The organism is Fundidesulfovibrio terrae (assembly GCF_022808915.1).
Classification (GTDB): Bacteria; Desulfobacterota; Desulfovibrionia; order Desulfovibrionales; family Desulfovibrionaceae; genus Fundidesulfovibrio; species Fundidesulfovibrio terrae.
The window spans coordinates 427231-445876 of sequence record NZ_JAKZFS010000003.1; the positions used below are offsets into that span (position 1 = coordinate 427231).

General features: G+C 64.0%; 17 protein-coding genes. 6 read left to right on the top strand and 11 right to left on the bottom strand.

What is annotated here, in order from left to right; genetic code table 11:
- Positions 1–869: 869 nt before the first annotated feature.
- From thiH to gatB, 5 genes are all read right to left on the bottom strand, one after another.
- The gene (thiH, locus tag ML540_RS12695) at positions 870–1973 is read right to left on the bottom strand and encodes a 2-iminoacetate synthase ThiH (protein WP_243361634.1); all 1104 of its coding nucleotides are present in this window, start codon (positions 1971–1973) and stop codon (positions 870–872) included.
- A gap of 9 nt (positions 1974–1982) precedes the next feature.
- Complete coding sequence (locus ML540_RS12700) at positions 1983–2753, bottom strand: thiazole synthase (protein ID WP_243361636.1); 771 nt, start codon at positions 2751–2753, stop codon at positions 1983–1985.
- A 5-nt stretch (positions 2754–2758) separates the two neighbouring features.
- Positions 2759–2959: a sulfur carrier protein ThiS gene (gene thiS, locus ML540_RS12705; RefSeq protein ID WP_243361638.1), complete on the bottom strand. Its 201-nt coding sequence runs from the start codon at positions 2957–2959 to the stop codon at positions 2759–2761.
- A gap of 116 nt (positions 2960–3075) precedes the next feature.
- The gene (gene mtnA, locus ML540_RS12710) at positions 3076–4119 is read right to left on the bottom strand and encodes an S-methyl-5-thioribose-1-phosphate isomerase (RefSeq protein ID WP_243361640.1); all 1044 of its coding nucleotides are present in this window, start codon (positions 4117–4119) and stop codon (positions 3076–3078) included.
- Positions 4120–4131: 12 nt separating this feature from the next.
- Complete coding sequence (gene gatB, locus ML540_RS12715) at positions 4132–5562, bottom strand: Asp-tRNA(Asn)/Glu-tRNA(Gln) amidotransferase subunit GatB (protein WP_243361643.1); 1431 nt, start codon at positions 5560–5562, stop codon at positions 4132–4134.
- Between the two features lie 138 nt (positions 5563–5700).
- Between gatB and ML540_RS12720 the strand changes: the two genes are divergently transcribed.
- The 3 genes from ML540_RS12720 to ML540_RS12730 all read left to right on the top strand — a co-directional run bounded on the left by ML540_RS12720 (position 5701) and on the right by ML540_RS12730 (position 7542).
- Positions 5701–6378 carry a hypothetical protein gene (locus ML540_RS12720; RefSeq protein ID WP_243361645.1) on the top strand — a complete coding sequence of 226 codons (678 nt, stop codon included), beginning with the start codon at positions 5701–5703 and terminating at the stop codon, positions 6376–6378.
- Between the two features lie 68 nt (positions 6379–6446).
- Positions 6447–6773: a hypothetical protein gene (locus ML540_RS12725; protein WP_243361648.1), complete on the top strand. Its 327-nt coding sequence runs from the start codon at positions 6447–6449 to the stop codon at positions 6771–6773.
- Between the two features lie 91 nt (positions 6774–6864).
- Entirely contained in the window at positions 6865–7542 is a 678-nt protein-coding gene (locus tag ML540_RS12730; RefSeq protein ID WP_243361650.1) for a GNAT family N-acetyltransferase, read from the top strand.
- Between the two features lie 179 nt (positions 7543–7721).
- On the opposite strand, the gene ML540_RS12735 is transcribed toward ML540_RS12730, so the two are convergent.
- The 6 genes from ML540_RS12735 to ML540_RS12760 form a co-directional block, all read right to left on the bottom strand.
- Positions 7722–8228: a winged helix-turn-helix domain-containing protein gene (locus ML540_RS12735; RefSeq protein WP_243361652.1), complete on the bottom strand. Its 507-nt coding sequence runs from the start codon at positions 8226–8228 to the stop codon at positions 7722–7724.
- Positions 8229–8446: 218 nt separating this feature from the next.
- Entirely contained in the window at positions 8447–9286 is an 840-nt protein-coding gene (locus ML540_RS12740) for a formate dehydrogenase accessory protein FdhE (RefSeq protein WP_243361654.1), read from the bottom strand.
- Positions 9287–9492: 206 nt separating this feature from the next.
- A complete protein-coding gene (locus ML540_RS12745; RefSeq protein WP_243361656.1) occupies positions 9493–10215 on the bottom strand; it encodes a 4Fe-4S dicluster domain-containing protein in 723 nt (240 codons plus the stop codon).
- Between the two features lie 55 nt (positions 10216–10270).
- Positions 10271–13309, bottom strand: a complete 3039-nt coding sequence (gene fdnG / locus ML540_RS12750; RefSeq protein ID WP_243361658.1) for a formate dehydrogenase-N subunit alpha — start codon at positions 13307–13309, stop codon at positions 10271–10273.
- 624 nt (positions 13310–13933) lie between these two features.
- Positions 13934–15694 (bottom strand): ARMT1-like domain-containing protein, encoded by a 1761-nt coding sequence (locus tag ML540_RS12755; RefSeq protein ID WP_243361661.1) that lies wholly within the window; start codon positions 15692–15694, stop codon positions 13934–13936.
- Positions 15691–16542, bottom strand: a complete 852-nt coding sequence (locus ML540_RS12760) for an NAD(+)/NADH kinase (RefSeq protein ID WP_243361664.1) — start codon at positions 16540–16542, stop codon at positions 15691–15693. The genes ML540_RS12755 and ML540_RS12760 overlap by 4 nt, the downstream gene beginning before the upstream one ends.
- A 163-nt stretch (positions 16543–16705) precedes the next feature.
- Here ML540_RS12760 and ML540_RS12765 point away from each other — a divergent pair, with 163 nt between their 5' ends.
- The 3 genes from ML540_RS12765 (at position 16706) to purU (ending at position 18639) form a co-directional block, all read left to right on the top strand.
- Positions 16706–17125, top strand: a complete 420-nt coding sequence (locus tag ML540_RS12765) for a DVU0524 family FlgM-associated protein (RefSeq protein WP_243361667.1) — start codon at positions 16706–16708, stop codon at positions 17123–17125.
- Positions 17126–17245: 120 nt separating this feature from the next.
- Positions 17246–17569, top strand: coding sequence for a flagellar biosynthesis anti-sigma factor FlgM (gene flgM / locus ML540_RS12770; protein ID WP_243361669.1), 324 nt, complete (start codon positions 17246–17248; stop codon positions 17567–17569).
- A 179-nt stretch (positions 17570–17748) separates the two neighbouring features.
- A complete protein-coding gene (gene purU, locus ML540_RS12775) occupies positions 17749–18639 on the top strand; it encodes a formyltetrahydrofolate deformylase (protein WP_243361671.1) in 891 nt (296 codons plus the stop codon).
- Positions 18640–18646 lie beyond the last annotated feature (7 nt).

Consider the following 18646-nt stretch of genomic DNA (forward strand, 5'->3'; position numbering starts at 1 on the left):
CACCCTTCAGTCGGCTTGGTGGCCCTTCCGGAAGTTTTTTTAGATTAGTGACCGGCTTAGTGACTCGGGAAGCGATTGGCGCGTGTTGCCAGAATCAACGACAGCTCGACACTCGTTGAAACCGGTGAGCCGTGGCAAAATTTTCACGGATCATGGCATCTAGCGGAGTATGACCAAGCAACTCCTTCAAATCAGCTCAAGTCTCTAGAATCACATTCTTTATTTCAGCATTACACACGGCTAAGGACTATCAATCCCTTGTCACATCAATAATTCTAGAATGTTAGACTGTTTTCCAGAATGTCATGTGTAATTTGCCTCAGAGTATCCCAAATGTCGTCTCTCTCCCCTACCCTCCCCTCTTCGTAGCCTTCCTTATCTGAACCCGTCCGAACGCATCCTGGTCGATTTGAACAGCCAGGCTTGCAACACCTCCAGCCAGATCTTTCCCAAACCTCTCACGGTCCAGCAAATAACCTCGCTACCTCGATTCCAACACCCACCCGCATCTCCACGGCCAATGAGTCAACTCATTTGCTCATTATCCTGATCTCCACTGGCAACCTTCTCGGTTAGCTGAAGTATCCCAGTCTCAACTGGAGCTCCTCCTGGTTGGTGACATCGCTTCCCAGTTGGCTCACCTTCTCTCAAGTAGTTAATAGCTCTAAATTATTGCTCAAAATTCATAAATAATTTTGTCCTACATTCAGAGTAGTTAACTACTGATTACACATAGCCATGTGTAATGTGAGGGGTAGTATGAAAAAACAAAAGCAGCCCAGCTAGCCTGTGTATTGGCTAATTGAGCTGCTATTTTAAGGAGTTGATTAAGCTAAGTGTGCAGGATTCTGGTGGGTGTGGGACGGATTCTACAAATACTGCCAATCCTTGTACACCGGCTGGTAGCCCCGAGAATAGAGCATCTCGGCCATTTCGGCCACGCTTCGCTCATCCGAAATCTCGAACTGGCCCGTGTCTTCCTGGCCGGTGGCGCGCCCGCCCACCTGGGTACACACACCCGCGCTCATCTTGGTGATGCCGAGCGGCAACAGGTTGTCGCGAAGCTTCGCGTTCTCGCGGGTGGAGAGCGTCACCCCGCCGCGCGGCATGAACAGCCGGAAGGCCAAAATATACTGCACTAGGTCCGCGTCCGAGACGATGACCTTGGGCGGGAATCCCCCCAGGTGCGGGCGCATGCGCGGCGTGGAGATGGCCACCTCGATGTCCGGGTAGGCGCGCTGCAGGTAATCCGTGTGCACGCCGGTAAAAAAGGCCTCCTGCCGCCAGTCGTGGAGTCCTAGAAGCGCCCCGATGTTCACCAGGCGCATACCCGCCTGGGCGGCCCGGTCCGGGGCCTCCAGGCGGAAACGATAGTCGCGTTTGGGGCCTTTCGGGTGCAGCTCCAGGTAGACCGGCTCGTCGTAGACCTCCTGGAACATGGTCATGCCGTCCACACCGGCGGCCACGAGCTGGGCGTATTCCTCGCGCGTGAGGGGGTAGACCTCGAGAGAGATGCTGGTGAAGTGCCGCTTGAGCACCTGCACGCAGTCCGCGATGTAGGACACGGAGCTTTTCTTGTGGTCCTCGCCGGTGAGGATGAGGATGTGCTTGAGGCCGCTTTCGGCAATGGCCCGGGCCTCGGCCTCGACTTCATCCAGGGAGAGCTTGCGGCGCTCCAGGGGATTTTTCGTGTTGAAGCCGCAGTAGACGCACTGGTTGGTGCAGTAATTGGCCAGATAGAGCGGCGTGAACAGCTGCACCGCGCGCCCGAAGTGGCGGATGGTGAGTTCCTGGGCGCGGCGGGCCATGGGTTCCAGGTGCGACGCGGCGCGCGGCGACAGGAGCGCCAGGTAGTCCATGCCGCTCAGGCGCTCTTTTGCGATGATGCGGGAGACGTCGGCGTCGGTGACTGACGCGAAGAATCCCTGGAAGTCGAAGCCGTCGAAGCGGCGCAGTTCGTCGAAAAACGTCATGGTATGTCTCTATTCGTGCAAAAATCCCGTCAGCGGCGACGAGGCCCGAGCGGTTTCGTGCACCGCTCCCGGCCCGGCAAGATACGCGGCGCGCCCGGCGGCCACGGCCTGCCCGAAGGCCCGGGCCATGGCCACGGGGTCGCTGGCCGAGGCGATGGCGGTGTTGGCAAGCACCGCGGCCGCGCCGATCTCCATGCACTCGCAGGCCTCGGAGGGGCGCCCGATGCCCGCATCCACGATGATGGGCAGGGGGATCTCCTCGATCATGATGCGCACCAGCTCCTTGGTCCTGAAGCCCCTATTGGTGCCGATGGGCGCGCCCAGCGGCATTATGGCGGCGGCTCCGGCCTCGTACAAACGCTTGGCGGCCATGAGGTCCGGGCTCATGTAGGGCAGCACGGTGAAGCCCTCGGCGGCCAGGATGCGCGTGGCCTCGATGGTCTCCTGGTTGTCGGGCAGGAGGTAGCGGTTGTCGCTTATGACCTCGATCTTGATCCAGTCGCCGCAACCGGCGGCGCGGGCAAGCCTCGCGATGCGCACGGCCTCGCCGGCATTGCGCGCGCCCGAGGTGTTGGGCATGAGGACGCAGGATTTGGGGATGTGGGTCAGGATATTCTCCCGCCCGGCCTCGGGGTCCACGCGGCGCACGGCCACGGTGATCACCTGCGCGCCGCTGGCCTCGACGATGGCGGGGATGAGCGCGTTGGTGGAGTATTTTCCCGAGCCCAAAAACAGGCGGCTTTGAAGGGCTTTGCCGCCGATGACCAGCTGGTCGGACATGGCTTTCAGCCTCCCCCCACGAAGGACACTATCTCCAGGCGGTCGCCCTGCTTGAGGGCGAGGCCGGACCACTGGTCTCGGGGGACGATGGTTTCGTTCAGTTCTATGATGACGGCCTGGGGGTCGAGCCCACGGGATGCGAGGTATTCCAGGGCGGTCTGGCCGTCCGGGATGGTCGCGTCCTTGCCGTTAATGACCACGTTCATGTTTTGGATTCTCCCGGTTGGGAAGAGTGTAGCACCGCTGGCGGCGGCGTAAAGACCGGAAAGAGGAGCGTGAAGGAAGGCGCGGGGAGCCAGGCTCCCCGCGCCCGTCGAACAACTTACTTCCCGCCGATGATCTTGGCGATGTTCTCCACGTAAGGGGCGCGGATGACGCCCTTCTCGGTGACGATTCCGGCGATCAGCTCCGAGGGGGTGGCGTCGAAGGCGTAGTTGAACACGCCGACACCCTGGGGGGTGATCTGGTGGTCGCCCACGTGGGTGACCTCGCGGGGGGTGCGGTCCTCGATGGGGATGTCCGCGCCCGTGGGGCAGGAAAGATCGAAAGTGCTGGCCGGAGCGGCCACGTAGAAGGGGATGCCGAAGTGCTTGGCGAGAATCGCCACGCCGAAGGTGCCGATCTTGTTGGCGGCGTCGCCGTTGGCGGCGATGCGGTCAGCGCCGACTACGACCTTCTGCACCATGCCGCGCTGCATGAGCAGGGCGCAGGCGTTGTCGCAGGCGACCTTCACGGGGATGCCGTCCTTGTGCAGCTCGTAGGCGGTGAGGCGCGCGCCCTGCAGGAAGGGGCGGGTCTCGTTGGCGATCACCTGGATCTTCTTGCCCTGCTCCCAGGCGCCGCGGATCACGCCCAGGGCGGTGCCGTGCCCGGCTGTGGCCAGGGCTCCGGCGTTGCAATGGGTCATGACGGTGTCGCCGTCGTCGATGAGGTCGGCGCCGTAACGGCCCATGGCCTTGTTGATCTCGATGTCCTGGGCGTGGATGTCCTTGGCCATGTCCAGCCACTTCTCGCGGAGCCCGGTCAGGGTCAGGCCGGGCTCGGCCTGCCAGGCGCGGCGCATGAGGTCAACGGCCCAGCGCAGGTTGACGGCGGTGGGACGGGCATCCTCAAGGTCCTTCAGGAGCTTTTCGAGCCGGGCCTTCCACTGCACGTCGGCCGGGTCCACCTCGCAGGCGGCCAGGTAGCAGCCGTAGGCGGCGGTGACGCCGATGGCCGGCGCGCCGCGCACCACCATGGTCTGCAGGGCGTAGATGGTGGTTTCGGTGTTGGTGCAGGCGAAGTATTCTTCGCGGCCGGGCAGGATGCGCTGGTCCAGGAGGATCAGGGCGTTTTTGTCGGAAGAGAACTGGATATGGTCGGTCATGGTAAGTCCTGATCAGCTGAGTTTTTTGGACAGAAGTTCGTTCAGAAGGCCCGGATTGGCCTGGCCCTTGGTGGCTTTCATGATCTGGCCCACGAAAAAGCCCATGAGCTTGGTCTTGCCGCCCTTGTAGGCCTCCACCTCGGCCGGGTTGGCGGCCAGCACGGCGTCGATGGCCGCGTCGAGGGCGGAGGTGTCGGAAATCTGCACCAGCCCCTTGGTCTTGACCAGCGCCTCGGGATCGCCGCCCTGCGCGAACAGCTCGGGGAAGATCTGCTTGCCGATCTTGCCGGAGATGAGCCCGGAATCAATGATGGCCACAAGCCGGGCCAGCTCGGCGGGCCTGAGCTTGGCCTGCCTGGCGGTGAGTTTGGCCTCGGCCAGCTCGCGCATGAACTCGCTCATGATCCAGTTGGCGCACTTCTTGGGGTCGGCCCCGGTGGCCACGGCGGCCTCGAGGTATTCGGCCACGTCGCGCTCGGCGGTAAGCACGTCGGCGTCATAGGCGGAGAGACCGAAATCGGCCATGAACCGGGCGCGCTTGGCCCGGGGCAGCTCGGGCAGGGAGGCGCGCCATTCTTCGAGCCTCGCCGGGTCGAGCTTCAGGGGCACCAGGTCCGGGTCGGGGAAGTAGCGGTAGTCGTGAGCCTCCTCCTTGCCGCGCATGGAGGCCGTGACGTTCTTCTCCGGATTGTAGAGCCGGGTCTCCTGGACGATGGCCTCGCCGTCCTCCAGGCAGTCCTTCTGGCGCTGGATTTCGTATTCGATGGCCTGGCGCACGTTGCGGAAGGAGTTGACGTTCTTGATCTCGGTGCGGGTGCCGAATTCCTTCTGCCCCACGGGGCGGATGGAAACGTTGGCGTCGCAGCGGAAGGAACCCTCCTCCATGTTGCCGTCGCAGATGCCGAGGTAGACCAGGATGGAGCGCAGCTCCTTCAGGTAGGCCACGGCCTCCTCGGAGGAGCGCATGTCCGGCTCGGACACGATCTCGATGAGCGGAACGCAGGCGCGGTTCAAGTCCACGTAGCTCACGTTGTCCGTGGCGGAGTGGATGTTCTTGCCCGCGTCCTCTTCCATGTGGATGCGCGTGACGCCGATGGTTTTGACCTGGCCGTCCACCAGGATGTCCACCTTGCCCTTCTCGCAGATGGGCAGCTCGTACTGGGATATCTGGTAGCCCTTGGGCAGGTCGGGATAGAAGTAGTTCTTGCGCGCGAACACCGAAACGGGGTTCACGGCGCAGTCCACGGCCATGCCCATCTTGGCCGCGTACTCCACCGCCGTGGCGTTCAGCACGGGCAAGACGCCCGGCATGCCGGAACAGACCGGGCAGACGTTCTCGTTGGGGTCCGCGCCGAAGGCGGTGGAACAGCCACAGAATATCTTGCTTTTGGTGAGTAGTTGGGCGTGGACCTCAAGGCCGATGACCGCCTCGTACTGCGCCATATGGGGAGGCTCCTGGGAGATGTGTGCTTGCGGGCCTTGGTCTTACAGCCCAGGGCGTACAGGGTCAATGGGGCGCATTGACTTCCGGAGGCGGGTATGATGGGAAGATGAAGTATCCCGCTTGCCTCCGGAGGCCCTATGAGCGGTAGCGCGCGAATGCTGATCCTCTCGCTTGTGGCGACGGCCTGCATGGCCTGCATGGCCGATGGCCAGGCTCAGGCCCAGGGAGGCCGCCCCTCCCCGGATCAGTCCGGCCCGGCGCCCTCGCCGCCCCAGGGCGAGGTGATCGCCCGGGACGGGCACGGAGGAGGGTCGACGTCCGGAGGCACCGGGCGGGGAACGGCCGTACCTGGCGGATTGAGCGGGCATGGGCATGACGAGTTCAGGCTCATGGGAACGCCGGGCACCAGGCGCGGTTCCGATCGGCACGACGGGGTCAGGGACGATACCGGAAAGCACGAACCCGGCAGGCGTGAATTCGACCAGCGCGGCTCTGAACGGCGCGACGGGGTCAGGGACGATACCGGAAAGCACGAACCCGGCAGGCGTGAATTCGACCAGCGCGGCTCTGAACGGCGCGAGTTCAGGCGCCATGAACGCCACGAACACGAACTGCGCTTCTTCGGGCGGGGCTTCCTGGAATGGGGACCCTACGAGAGCTACGACGAGTACATGCTGCGGGTTCGCGCCAATTGCGACCTTGCATGGGAATACTGCGCCGGAGGCTGCGGAGCCCTGGACGATCCGTACCAGCGCGACGCCTGCCTGATGGATTGCGGCCGCCGGCGCAACGATTGCTATGACGTGCCCTATTAGGACTGCCCGGCGGTGACAGTCCGCCCGGGAAGGATGGTTTGAAATCGCCTCAAGGCAAGGAGCCCTTCATGAACCGCACGATGCTGAAACTCACGCTGCTTGCGCTGCTTCTCACCGCACTGCCCGGATGCGTCGAGTCCGGACAAAGCCCCTACTACGACGACAGCTACTACGGCCGACCAGGCTACTACGGTCCGGGGTACAACCGCCGTCACGGCGAGCCATACTACAACCAACAGGATCAATACGAGCAGCAACGCAGGCGTATCGAGGCCAACTGCAACATGAACTGGCAGAACTGCGCCGGGGTCTGCAACACCATCGCGGAACCCCACCAGCGCGCGGCGTGCATCGCCAACTGCAACAACGCGCTCAACCAGTGCAAGAACCGTTAGACGCCCTGGGCGCCGTCTGTCGGGAACCTACGCCTGACAGGCGGCCCCGCCGAGATTGCCTCGTAACCTCCCGCCGTGGTAGGCTTTATCCATGCCCGTCAACAACACCGAGCCCCTTTCCGTCTACCGCGCAGGACCCGGCTACGCCAAATGCCTGGCGGACATGATCCTCTTGGCCTCGCGCGCCCACCGCAAGCGAGGCTTCCTGGACCACATCACCGGCCTGCCCGAACCGGAGATCATCCGGCTCCTCTCCATTCTGGCCATGCACCCGGATCAACCCTGGGGCCGCATCGACAACACCTATGTGGCCCTGGTGGACGGCGTGTGCTCGGGCACGGTCACGGTGCGCCCGGAACTGGCTACGCGCGACTATCCCTTCGCCCCCCCGGCGCTCCGGGACGCAGCCGCGCGCATGGGCCTCGCCGGCGCGCAGGTACGGGACATCCTGGGCCGGCAGGAGGCCTACGTGGATTCCCTTTCGGTGTTCGACGAACCGACCCAGCCGGGCGCCTGGCTGGTGGAATACCTGGGCGTGCGCCGCGAGAACCAGGCCACAGGCGTGGCCCGGGGGCTCATGGCCCGCGCTGCGGACGACGGGCGCAAGGCGGGGGGCGCAACGCTTGAGCTCTACTGCGACACCGGCAACACGCGCGCCGAACAGCTCTTCGCCATGTTGGGATACGAACTGGTGCGGAAGTATCGCTACGACCCGGTGGTGGAAGTCTGCGGCGAAGCGGTGAAGCGGTTCAGGCTTACGCTGCGCTGAGGCTATGGCGAACTGGCGAGACTGAGGCAGGAACTGCCGCGACGCGCGGAGACGGTCGCGGCTCATCTTGCCTTGAGGCCCGAGGGGACAGGCGGGGGAAGCCTCCGGCGGCCAAAGGGCCCAGTCCCTTTTGAATCCCTAGAGCGTCGCGTCGTGGGCGGTACGTTTGGGGGGGGCGCTCAGCTTTCGTCGGATTCATCTGCGCGGCCGCTGGCTCCAGGGCGTCCGCGCTCGCGCCTGCTGGATTCCGTGAAGCTCAGGCAGGGCCAGGGGAAAAGCTCGCGGGCCTTCTCCACGGCCGACGCCTCCACCGCGTCGAACCACACCCGGAACTTCTCCATGAGGAGCCGCCCGCCAGGGGTGAGCCTGTGCCCGCCCTTGCGGCTTCCGGCCTGCTCGATGAGCAGCACCCCAAGCACCTTCTCGGTCTTCTTGATCTTGCCCCAGGCCGCCCGGTAGGACATGCCCAGATGCTCGGCGGCCTTCTTGAGCGAGCCGTAGCGGTCCACGGCCTCCAGGAGCATGCCCCGGCCCGTGCCGAAAAACATGCCGTCCCTGGTCTCGAGCCACAGGCGCAGGCGCACCACCGGCGGCGGCGCGTCATCAAGCCCTGCGTCGTGGGGCGCATCGCCTCCTTCAGGCAACTCAGTGGTCTCGGGGGTGTCATCCATCACGTGGTGAAACATTAGCAAAGCATCGCACGAAAACATACCGAAAAGAGGCGCCTGTCCTGGATGGAGAGAAAGGCCTCCGTCAGGATCGACAAAGCGGGCTCCGGCGGCTGGGGATTGCCTCGCCCGAGTCCCGCCCGGCGGGCAGGACTCGGCCGAAGCGGGGGGGGAAGCCCTTTTTCTGCACGATCACGTCCAGGTGCGAAAGCTCCGGGAGTTCGAGCGAGCCGATGTCAGCCGAAGCTGTTCCAGGGCCTGCGGACCAGGGGGATATACCCTCGCTCTTGGGCCAGGATATCGAGGTGGACCATCCCGATCGGGGCGAGATCAGGGTTGAACGGACCGCGCCATTTGGTCAGGTCGGCCACGGGCAGGTACCGTTTGCACTCGGTGCAGGCATGGACGCGTTCCTCCGGGCATCCCTCGACGGACAAAACCTCCAGGCGCTCGTGGTCGTTCTGGCCGCACGAAGGACAGACCAGACGCATGAACCGCCAGTCGTGACCGCACGTGGAGCAGTGCATCCAAAGCATTCCGGCCTTGGAGACGAGAAATTCCGACTCGTCGCCCTTTTCCTTGAGATAGCCCATGTCCGGACGCGAACCGCAAACCGGGCAATGGCTCTTGAACCACAGCTCGCCAGCGGCCAGCTTGCCCAGGCGTTCCGAGGCGCGGCGCAGGCAGGGCCTCAAGATCTCCTGCAGCAGGAAGTTGAGGGCCGGAGCAGGGATGTCCACCTGCTCCGCCGCCGCGTCCAGAGCCTTCTCGTCGCCGGAGAGAACCGCCGCGGCGAGCCGGACGGCTACTCCGGGAGTATCTTCAAGGGCGGCGTTCAAAGCCACGGCGAACCGGGCCGCCAGGGGAAAACCCGCCTGGATGGCCGGGAGCATCACAGAGGCGGAGTCCAGAAAAAACTGCTCGAAATCCTGGGACATGAGCCCGGCCAACAGCGGCGTTCCCGCGCCGAACGCCTCGGCGTCGAACTCGGCGTACGGCGGCCAGGAAGAATCCCCGGACACGATTTCCCTGGCGGCCTCGTTCAAGGCGGCGAAGGCTCCGGCCACAGCGTCCATTTCCGGCAGCCGTTCATGCAAGGCCGCAAGAGCCTCTTCCAAATTCCCCGCCGTATGAACCGTTTTTTGCGTGGAAGTCACCGTCTCAAGGCTCCTTTGGGTTGGGCCGGGCCGCCTTGTGGGGAGGCGGCCCGGCCGGGTGTCCGTATGTGGCCACCCGCCTGCGCGGACGGGCGGCCTTGGGAACGCGGGATCGCGCAAACACCTTAACCGGCGATGCTTCCGAACGGCCGGGCGAGCTTGGCGAACAGCGCCTGGCGCGTGAGGGGGCCGGTCTCTCGTTCGACGTAGGTGTGGTACATCTTCTTGGGTTGGGTGATCAGGTAGAAGACGCTCAGGCTGTCCGCGTCCACCAGCATGGCGGCCGGGTGCTCCTTCTTGACGTCGGCGAGCCGCTTCTTGGCCAGTTCCATCATTTCGGCGCGTTCGCCGAAGTTCATGGTTCCGGTGCAGCAGGTCTTCACGCAGGAAGGCTGCATGCCCGCCTGGACGCGGTCGATGCACATGTCGCACTTGGTGAGCATGCCGGTTTCGGCGTTGCGCCTCGGGATGTTGTAAGGGCACCCCTCGGTGATTTCCTTGCACTGGTCCGGGGTCAGCTTCTTGGTGTCCTGGGTGTAGAACACGATGCCTGTGGGCTGATCGATGATGATGGCATCCTTGACGTACCCGTCCGCGATATCCTTGCAGGGGGGCTGCAGGCAGTGGCGGCACTGGTCAGGAAAGAACAGCCAATGGATCTTGCCGTCGATCTTATGCTCGTTGAAGCGCACGAGCTTGTAGTTGAGGGGGTTCAGGTCCGGGGGATTCTGATGGCTCCCGCGCTGCTTGGTGGGGACGCCCCCGAAGCCGTGCCATTCCTTGCAGGCCACCTGACAGCCCCGGCAGGCCGTGCACCGTGAAGTGTCTATGAAGATCGCCTTGGGCATATGTAGACTCCCTGCTCTGCCCGGCCCGGGGGAAGCACCCCCGGGCCGGACGGCATTAGATGGTGAGCTCGGTGACCTTGTCGGCCTTGCGGATGTTCACAAGGCTGGCCTTGTACTCGGGGATGGCCGTATTGGGGTCGCCTACGGTCGGCGTCAGCCTGTTGGTGGCGTCGCCAACTCCGGGAGTGGTCCATCCGAAGCAGAAGGGCATGCCGATCAGGTGCACGGTTTTGCCCTGCACCTTGAAGGGGGTCATGCGCACCGTGACCATGGCGATGGCCTCCACCTTGCCCCGGATGCTCTCCACGATCACCGGGTCGCCGTTGGCGATGCCCTTTTCCTTGGCCAGTTCCTGGCTGATCTCCACGTAGAGCTGGGGTTCGGCTTCCAGCAGGGCCGGGGTGTTGCGGGTGTCGCCGCCGCCGCACCAGTGTTCGGTCATGCTGTAGGTGGTGAGCACGATGGGGAAGCGCGGGTCGGCCGGGCTGGCCAACTTGTCCATGTCGCTCTTGATCCACTTGATGCAGGGATTGTTCAACTGTTTGGAGAACGGATGCGTCTTGACCGGGGTTTCGGCCGGCTCGTAGTGCTCGGGGAACGGCCCGTCCACGCGGCCGGGGCCGTAGAGCTGCCCGTGCCCTTCCGTGTGCATGATGAAGGGATACTTGCCGCCCTCCATGGCCATGGGCGGCCACGGTCCGTCGGGCACGTCGCCCACCCACCTGCCGTCCTCCCAGGCGATGACCGGCATATTGGGGTTGAAGGGCTTGCCGTTCACGTCCACGGAGGCCCGGTTGTAGATGATGCGGCGGTTGACCGGCCAGGCCCAGGAGAAGTTCGGGAACAGCCCGATCTTGGCCTGCATGGGCGTCTGGGTGTGGTCGCGGCGTTTGGCCAGGTTGCCCGCCGGGCCGTAGCAGCCGCAGTAGAGCCAGTTGAGGCTGGTGGTTGAGCCGTCGTCCATCAGCATGCCGAAGGCCGCCACCTGGTCGCCCTTCTTGTACTCCTTGTCGCCCACCTTCACGTCGCGGGTATACCAGCCGTTGATCTTCTTGGCCAAGTAGTCCGCGTCGTAGGATTCGGGCCAGTCCGCGTTCAGGATGGGCTCGGCGAACGTGCCGCCGTCCTTCTTGTACAGATCACGGATTTTCTTGAAGATTTCCACGACCATATATCCCATGGGCTTGCTCTCGCCCATGGGCTCGATGCCCTTGTGGTGCCACATGTGCCAGCGGCCGCTGTTGGAGATGGTGCCGTCCTTCTCGCCGCGCTGGCAGGAAGGCAGGACGAACATCTCGGTCTTGACGGTCTTGGGGTCCATGCCCGGGCCGCGCCAGAAGTCCGTGGTCTCGGTGTGGTGCACCTCGCCCATGACCAGCCAGTCCAGCTTGGGCAGGGCCTTCCGGATCTTGTGGGTGTTGGGCATGCTCTGGGCCGGGTTGTGGCCGAAGATGAAGCCGCCCTTGATCTTGCCCGCGTACATCCTGTCGAACAGGAACATGCTGGCGTAGCTCACGCCGGCGTCGACCTTGGGCAGCCACTCGTAACCGAAGCCGTTCTCCTTGGTGGCCTTGTCGCCGAACCAGGCCTTGAGCAGGCTGGCCGTGTACTTGGGCCTGTTCTGCCACCAGTTCACGCTCTTGGGGTCGGCGGTCTTGGGCGTGTTGGCCTTGAGGTAGTCCTCGTAGGTCGGCCAATTGGTGTTAGGCACGGGGTTGTATCCCGGCAGCGAGTCCCAGAGCAGGGCATGGTCCGTGGACCCCTGCACGTTGGGTTCGCCGCGCATGGCGTTGATGCCGCCGCCGGCCACGCCGACGTTGCCCAGCAGCAACTGGATCACGCCTGCGGCCCGGATGTTCTGCACGGCCACGCTGTGGTGGGTCCAGCCCAGGGCGTACATCATGGTCCCGGCCTTGTCCGGCGTGCCGGTGGCGGTGTAGACTTCGTAGACCTTGAGCAGGTTCTCCTTGGACACGCCCGTGATGGTGGAGACCTTGTCCAGGGTGTAGCGGTCGTAATGCTTTTTCAGGAGCTGGAACACGCAACGGGGGTTCTTGAGGGTCACGTCCCGCTTGGGCGTGCCCTTCTCGTCGCGCTCGAAGTCCCACTTCTTCTGGTCGTAGCCGGCCTTCTGCGCGTCATATCCGGAGAAGAGGCCGTCCTTGAAGTCGTAGTCCTTGCCCACGATGAACGCGGCGTTGGTGTACTGCAGCACGTAATCCTTGAAGTATTTGTCCTTCACAAGGATGTAGCGGATCATGCCGCCCAGGAGGGCGATGTCCGTGCCGCTGCGCAGCGGCACGTGCATGTCGCAGCGGGCCGACGTGCGGGAGAACTTGGGGTCGATGTGCATCACGGTGGCCCCGGCGTCCTTGGCCTTGAGCACCCACTTGAAGGCGATGGGGTGATGCTCCGCGCAGTTGCTCCCCATGATGAGAATGGCGTTAGCGTTCTTGATGTCAATCCAATGCTGGGTCATCGCACCACGTCCGAACGACTCTGCCAGAGCCGGTACAGTGGGGCTGTGTCAGACCCGTGCCTGGTGGTCGAGATGCACGACCCCCAGGCTGCGAAGCATCTGGTGGGACACCGCGCACTCTTCGTTATCCATTTGGGAGGTGCCGAGCTGGAAGATGGACTCCACCCGGTTGACCACCTGGCCCTTGTCGTTCTTCAGGACGAATTCCTTGTCGCGGGTTTCCTTCACCTTCTGGGCGATGCGGCCAAGCGTCCAGTCCCAATCCTTCTCTTCCCACTTGTCGCTGCCGGGGGCGCGGTACAGAGGCTTGGTCAGCCGGTGCTCGCTATGGTGCATCGAAAGGAAGGCCGCTCCCTTGGCGCACAAGGCGCCCTCGCTCACCGGGTAGTCCGGATCGCCTTCGGAGCTTACGAGCTTGCCGTCCTTCACAGACATGATGATATTGCATCCGCAGGAGCAGAAGCCGCAGATGGAGACGACTTCTTTCGCCCCCTCGATCTTGAGCGCCGCCGCGTGAGCCTTGACGGGAGCCAGGTTGAATCCCAGCTCGGTCAGACCCAGGCAGACGGCGCTTGCCCCCGCCAGTTTCACGAATCCACGCCGCGAAATGTCCATGCAACCTCCCTCTTCGGCAGTTAAGTGTGCCCCGCCCGCACGGAGCGGCCGGGATATCGGAAACTCCTTCATGAGGCAGCCCGCCGGCGGGCCGCTCTATCGAAACGTATCCCAGCGCCGTGCCGCTCGGACGGCAGAGGCGTTGGCGTGCCCACTCTTATGCCAAACATGACATAGCTGAGTAGAAACTGCCCCACTGCGGGTCAATGGCTCAGCAGATTGCTTTCGATTTGGCACAAGAAGTCTCCCCTCCTCAGCGCGGCACTCCGCACGCCATGATGAACTCTTCGCCCCGGCTGGAGTCGTTCAGGCGGATTGGCTGCGGCGGTGTCGGGGAATGAAAGCGTGACGTGGAAAACCGGAGCCTGCCGCATCGATTGTGTATGTCGATTTTGACACAACATATCTGGACGGGCAAGGTCCGAATGGATAAAAAGTCAATAATTTTAATGTGTTATATTTAACACATTAAACGGTCCAATAGGAATCATCGGGATTACGGGGGGATACGGACCCGGATGCCAATGCAGGGGATACGGCGTTGAGGAGGCCGCGGCCGGAAACGCCAGGACTGTTCCGAAACGTTCCGGCATCCTTGCGGAATTCCGGTTCGAGACCGATGGATCAGCTGACTACGATGGCTGCGTCGAAGAACTTTCCGATACCGTATTCCCGCCTGCGGAAGAACTTCTCCGGGTCGGGACCGATGAGCTGCATCTCGGAGTGGGAGCGCTGCACGTCGAGCGCGATGTGCATCTCCTTGGTGCACCCCGTGGAGAAGGTGGCGTCCTTGCCGATCCAGACGGGGGGGACGCTGCGGCCCATGAGCTCGAAAGCCTGCTCGATGTCCTGGGTGGTCTGGAAGCGCCACACGTTGATGAACCCGGAGCGCTGCACCCTCTCCCACATGAACATGAGGTCGTCGGCGTCCATGCCCTCCTCGAAGTGCTCGGCCGGGTTTATGATGTAGGTCCCGGCCAGCCTGCCCCGCAGGTGCTTGACGAAGGTGTGCAGAATCTTGATGGCGGTCTCGGTCTCGTGGGGGACGCTGCCCACGATGGCCGAATAGAACATGATGGTCTTGCCCGCGGCCTTTTCGGCGCGCATGCGGGCGATGATGGCGTCGGACTTGGCCACGATCTCGGGTTCGGTGAAGCTGCGCAGTCCCTGAGGCTTGGGTTTGAAGTCGGCCTGGAGCTGCCCCCCGGCCGCGCGGTGCACGCACATCACGTCGCGGGTGAACTCCGTGCGGGTCATGATGAGCCGCCTGTGGTTGAACTCGCCCTTGGCGATGACCAGGTCGCACTCCTTCCAGGCCCGGGCGAAGGTCACGCTGGTCTTGTAGAGGTTCAGGCGCTCGCGGGTGCCGTCGGAGATCACCAGGAAGGGGTTCTCCTTGAGGGCCTGGAGCAGCGCGTTCTTGCCCATGCGGCTGTCTCCCAGCAGGCGCGCGCCGAACATGGTGAGGTATTGGGCCAGGATGGGGTCCTCCTCGGCGTCCCAGACGGTGGGGCAGTCGAAGAAGAAGCCCTCCTTGAGGGCCAGGATCACCCGGTGGCCCATGCGGATGAGTGAACGGATCACCAGGATGTCGAAAAGAAGCCCGCCCGCCGAATCGGGCAGGTAGAGAATCTTCATGGACTTGGGGCGCCCGGGATCAAGGATGTGGCGCAGGGCGTCGAAGGGGCCGCAGTTGTATATCTCGCGCTCGATGTCCTCCGGGGCGAGCGCCACCTGATCCTCCTGCCAGACCATGTCCCACACCGACAGGCACAGGAGCCGGGAAATCTCCAGCATGTCCAGTTCGAAGCGCATGTCGCGGATGGTTGCGCAGTTGGTCACCACGCCGGGGCAGGTGTTCAGGGCCGCGTCCATGGCGTGGGTTTCCATGAAGAGCTTGGCCCGGCGGTTCATGGCGCGCTTGCGCTCGCGGTGGGGGTCCTCCTGCCCGGCCTGGGCCAGGAAGATCGACGTCAGGCGCTTGAGCAGGCGCGAAGGGATGAGCACCGGCGCGTTCACCGCCTGGCGGTACTTGTGGTCGCACAGCGAGAGGATCATCATCTTCTCGTACTGGCCGGGGCAGTGGTCCTCGATGAGCGTGAGCACCTGCCGCCAGACCTTGGCGTAAGCGTCCAGTAACGCGGGCTCCATGTTCTTTTCCAGCAGGTAGCCGAGCATGGCGTCGGAACAGGGCACGTAGATATGGTCCGGCCCCATGGCCACCATGAAGCGCATTTGTTCCGGAGAGGCGTTGCGGGTGGGGTCGATGCTGTACTCGATGTGGTTCTCGCTCAGAAAATGCAAAAGCCAGGCGTCGAGGAGCGGGTCCTTGCCGTAGCGCAGTTCCGAGGGCGAACCGATGGAGGGGAAGCTGACCGGGCTCATCGTTCTCTGATGAATCCTTTGTCCAGGAGTTTGTTGAAATAGGAGTGCCTGCCCACGGCCGCCAGCTTCAGCGGGTGCGGGGCGCGGCGCACGCGCACCCAATCGCCGGGTTCCAGGATGAAGGTCGCCTGGCCGTCGCAGGTGAGCACCACCTCGGCCGTGGCCTCCTCCACTCCCAGATCCAGAGGACGGTCGGTCGGAAGCACCATAGGCCTGAAATCACACAGGAACGGACAAATGGGCGTGAGCGTCAGCACTTGCAGGTCGGGGTGCACCAGCGGCCCGCCCGCGCTCATGGAGTAGGCCGTGGCCCCGGTGGGGGTGGCCACCACCATGCCGTCGGCCCGGAAGCCGCCCAGGCGCTCACCCCCGAAGACGATGCCCACCTTGATGAGCCGGGCCATGGAGCCGCGCACCACCACGTCGTTGACCGCTCCGCTGGAAAAGATCTGCCTGCCGTCACGGGCCACCTCGCAGGTGAGCATGATGAGCTGGCTCACGGCGAAGCCCTTCACCACCACCTGCTCCAGGGGCTCGCTCCAGTCCTCGCCGGTGAGCTGGGTCAGAAAGCCCAGGCGGCCCAGGTTGATGCCGACCAAGGGCACCCCCAGGAAGGACAGCTTGCGGGCCACGCTGATCATGGTGCCGTCGCCGCCCAGAACCACGGCAAGCTGGGGATGGATGCCCGACTCCACCAGGCAATAGGCGTCCACGCACCCTTCCTGGTCGGTACGGTTTTCCACTATGTGCCCCGAGGCACCGAGCGAAGAGAGCCACGACACCATCTGCCGGGCCATGACATGGGCCTGGTCGTCGCCGGACTTGACCACCACGAGAACATCGCGCACTGCTGGCTGCATTGCGGCTGTCTAAGGGAATACCGGGCGGGGTTCAAGACGTATCGGCCCCTCCGGGACATTTTACGCTGGAAGCGCCGTTATTTCGCGCCCGGCCCTAAAGTCCCCCGAGGCTACGGCCGATAGGGTCCATGACGAGTGAGGAGAATCGACAATGGCTGCCAACCCGGCATTGCTCCGCAACATGCTGCGCACCTACGGGAAGCAGATCACCACGGCCAGAAGGCTCGCGCGCTACAGGCGCACCCTCCGGTCCGCGGGGGCGGAGGACCAGGTCGAGATCTCCCGGGAGGCCAAGCGCCGCGAACTGGTGCACAAGGTGGCCGCCGAGATAGTGGAAAGCTTGATCGTCACCGGCTCGGAAAACCCCGTGGTGGTGGACATCAAGAAGGAACTGGAGACCGCGTTCAAAACAAAGTTCCACTTCGCCTACCCGCCCGAGGATCTGGACTTGCAAATCTTCAGGGTCCTGGGCGAGAACGACGCGGTGGAAGTGACCGGCCCGGAGCGGGTGCGCGTGCTGGAGAAGTTGTGGCACATTGCGCTGGAAAAGGTCGACGAAACGATGCTTTAGCGGGCCACCGGCCCGATGGCATGGACGCCGGAACGGGAAGCCGCCTGGGGAGACGGCCCTGCCCGAGCAAGGGACCGGTCCCGGCGTCCGGGCGGAAGAGATTCCGCTCAGGAGGGGAACATGGACATCAAGAAGATACTGGGAGGAGCGAGCCCCTACACGCAGTCTAAGGTGGACAAGGGCGAGAGTTCCGATGCGGCGGCAGCGGCCAAGGCGAAAGCCAAGGAGAAGGCGCAGGCTCAGGTCTCTTCCGGAGACCGGGTGTCGGTTTCCTCCGACGCCAAGCTGGTAGCCGAGGCCGCCAAGGCAGCCGAGGAAAGCCCGGATGTCCGGGTGGACAAGGTCGAAGCATTGAAGGCGCAGGTGCAGGCCGGAACCTACAATCCGGACTCGCGCCAGATCGCCCAGAAGATGGTGCAGAGCGACCTCGACTTCCTGCGGTAAAGACGACGGACAGCCGCCCCGGGGCGGAAGCGAATATCATGCGCTCGCTCGGCGCGCGGGACCTCCGCGCACCGGGCGGGCTTGTTTGCGTTCGAGAACCCGGAGAATGACGCCCGCTGGCCCGGCCACGGCCCCCACGACGGATGGATTTTTCCCGCCGCCTGGGCTAGGCCTCCCCGATGCACACGCCATCAACAGACGACCGCAACAGGACCATAGCCCGCCTGCTCATCACCTGCGCCGACCGCCCCGGAATCGTCGCCGCGGTGAGCCAGTTCATATTCTCCCACGGGGCCAACATCACCCAACTGGACCAGCACTCCACCGATCCCGAGGGCGGCACGCTGTTCATGCGCCTGGAATTCCAGACCCCGCACCTGGACCTGGGCCGGGAAGCCCTCATGGCCGCCTTCCGCACCGTGGTGGCCGAGCCGTTCCAGATGCAGTGGTCCATCCAGTACGCCTGGCCGCCCAAGCGGCTGGCGGTGATGGTGTCGCGCCACGAGCACTGCCTGATGGAACTTCTGTGGCGCTTCTCGCGCGGGGAGCTGCCCTGCGAAATCGCCATGGTGATAAGCAACCACCCGGATCTGCGCGAGGCGGTGGAACGCTTCGGCGTCGCCTTCCACCATGTGGAGGTCCCCCCCCTGGACGCCGAAGGCAAGGCCCTGGCCGAACGCCGGGCCCTGGAGCTTATGGAGGGCACGGCGGACGGGGTGGTGCTCGCCCGCTACATGCAGATTCTCTCGCCGGACTTCATCGCCAGCGCGCCCGGGCGCATCATCAACATCCACCACTCCTTCCTGCCCGCCTTCGCCGGGGCCGATCCCTACCGCCAGGCGTTCACGCGCGGGGTGAAGCTCATCGGGGCCACGGCCCACTACGTCACCGAGGAATTGGACGCAGGCCCCATCATCGCCCAGGACGTGGCCCACGTCTCCCACCGCCACGGCGTGGAGGACCTGAAGGACATGGGGCGTGACCTGGAACGGCAGGTGCTGGCCAGGGCCGTGCGCGCCCACCTGGAGGACCGGGTCATCGTGCACGGCAACAAGACGGTGGTGTTCTAGCGCGGAG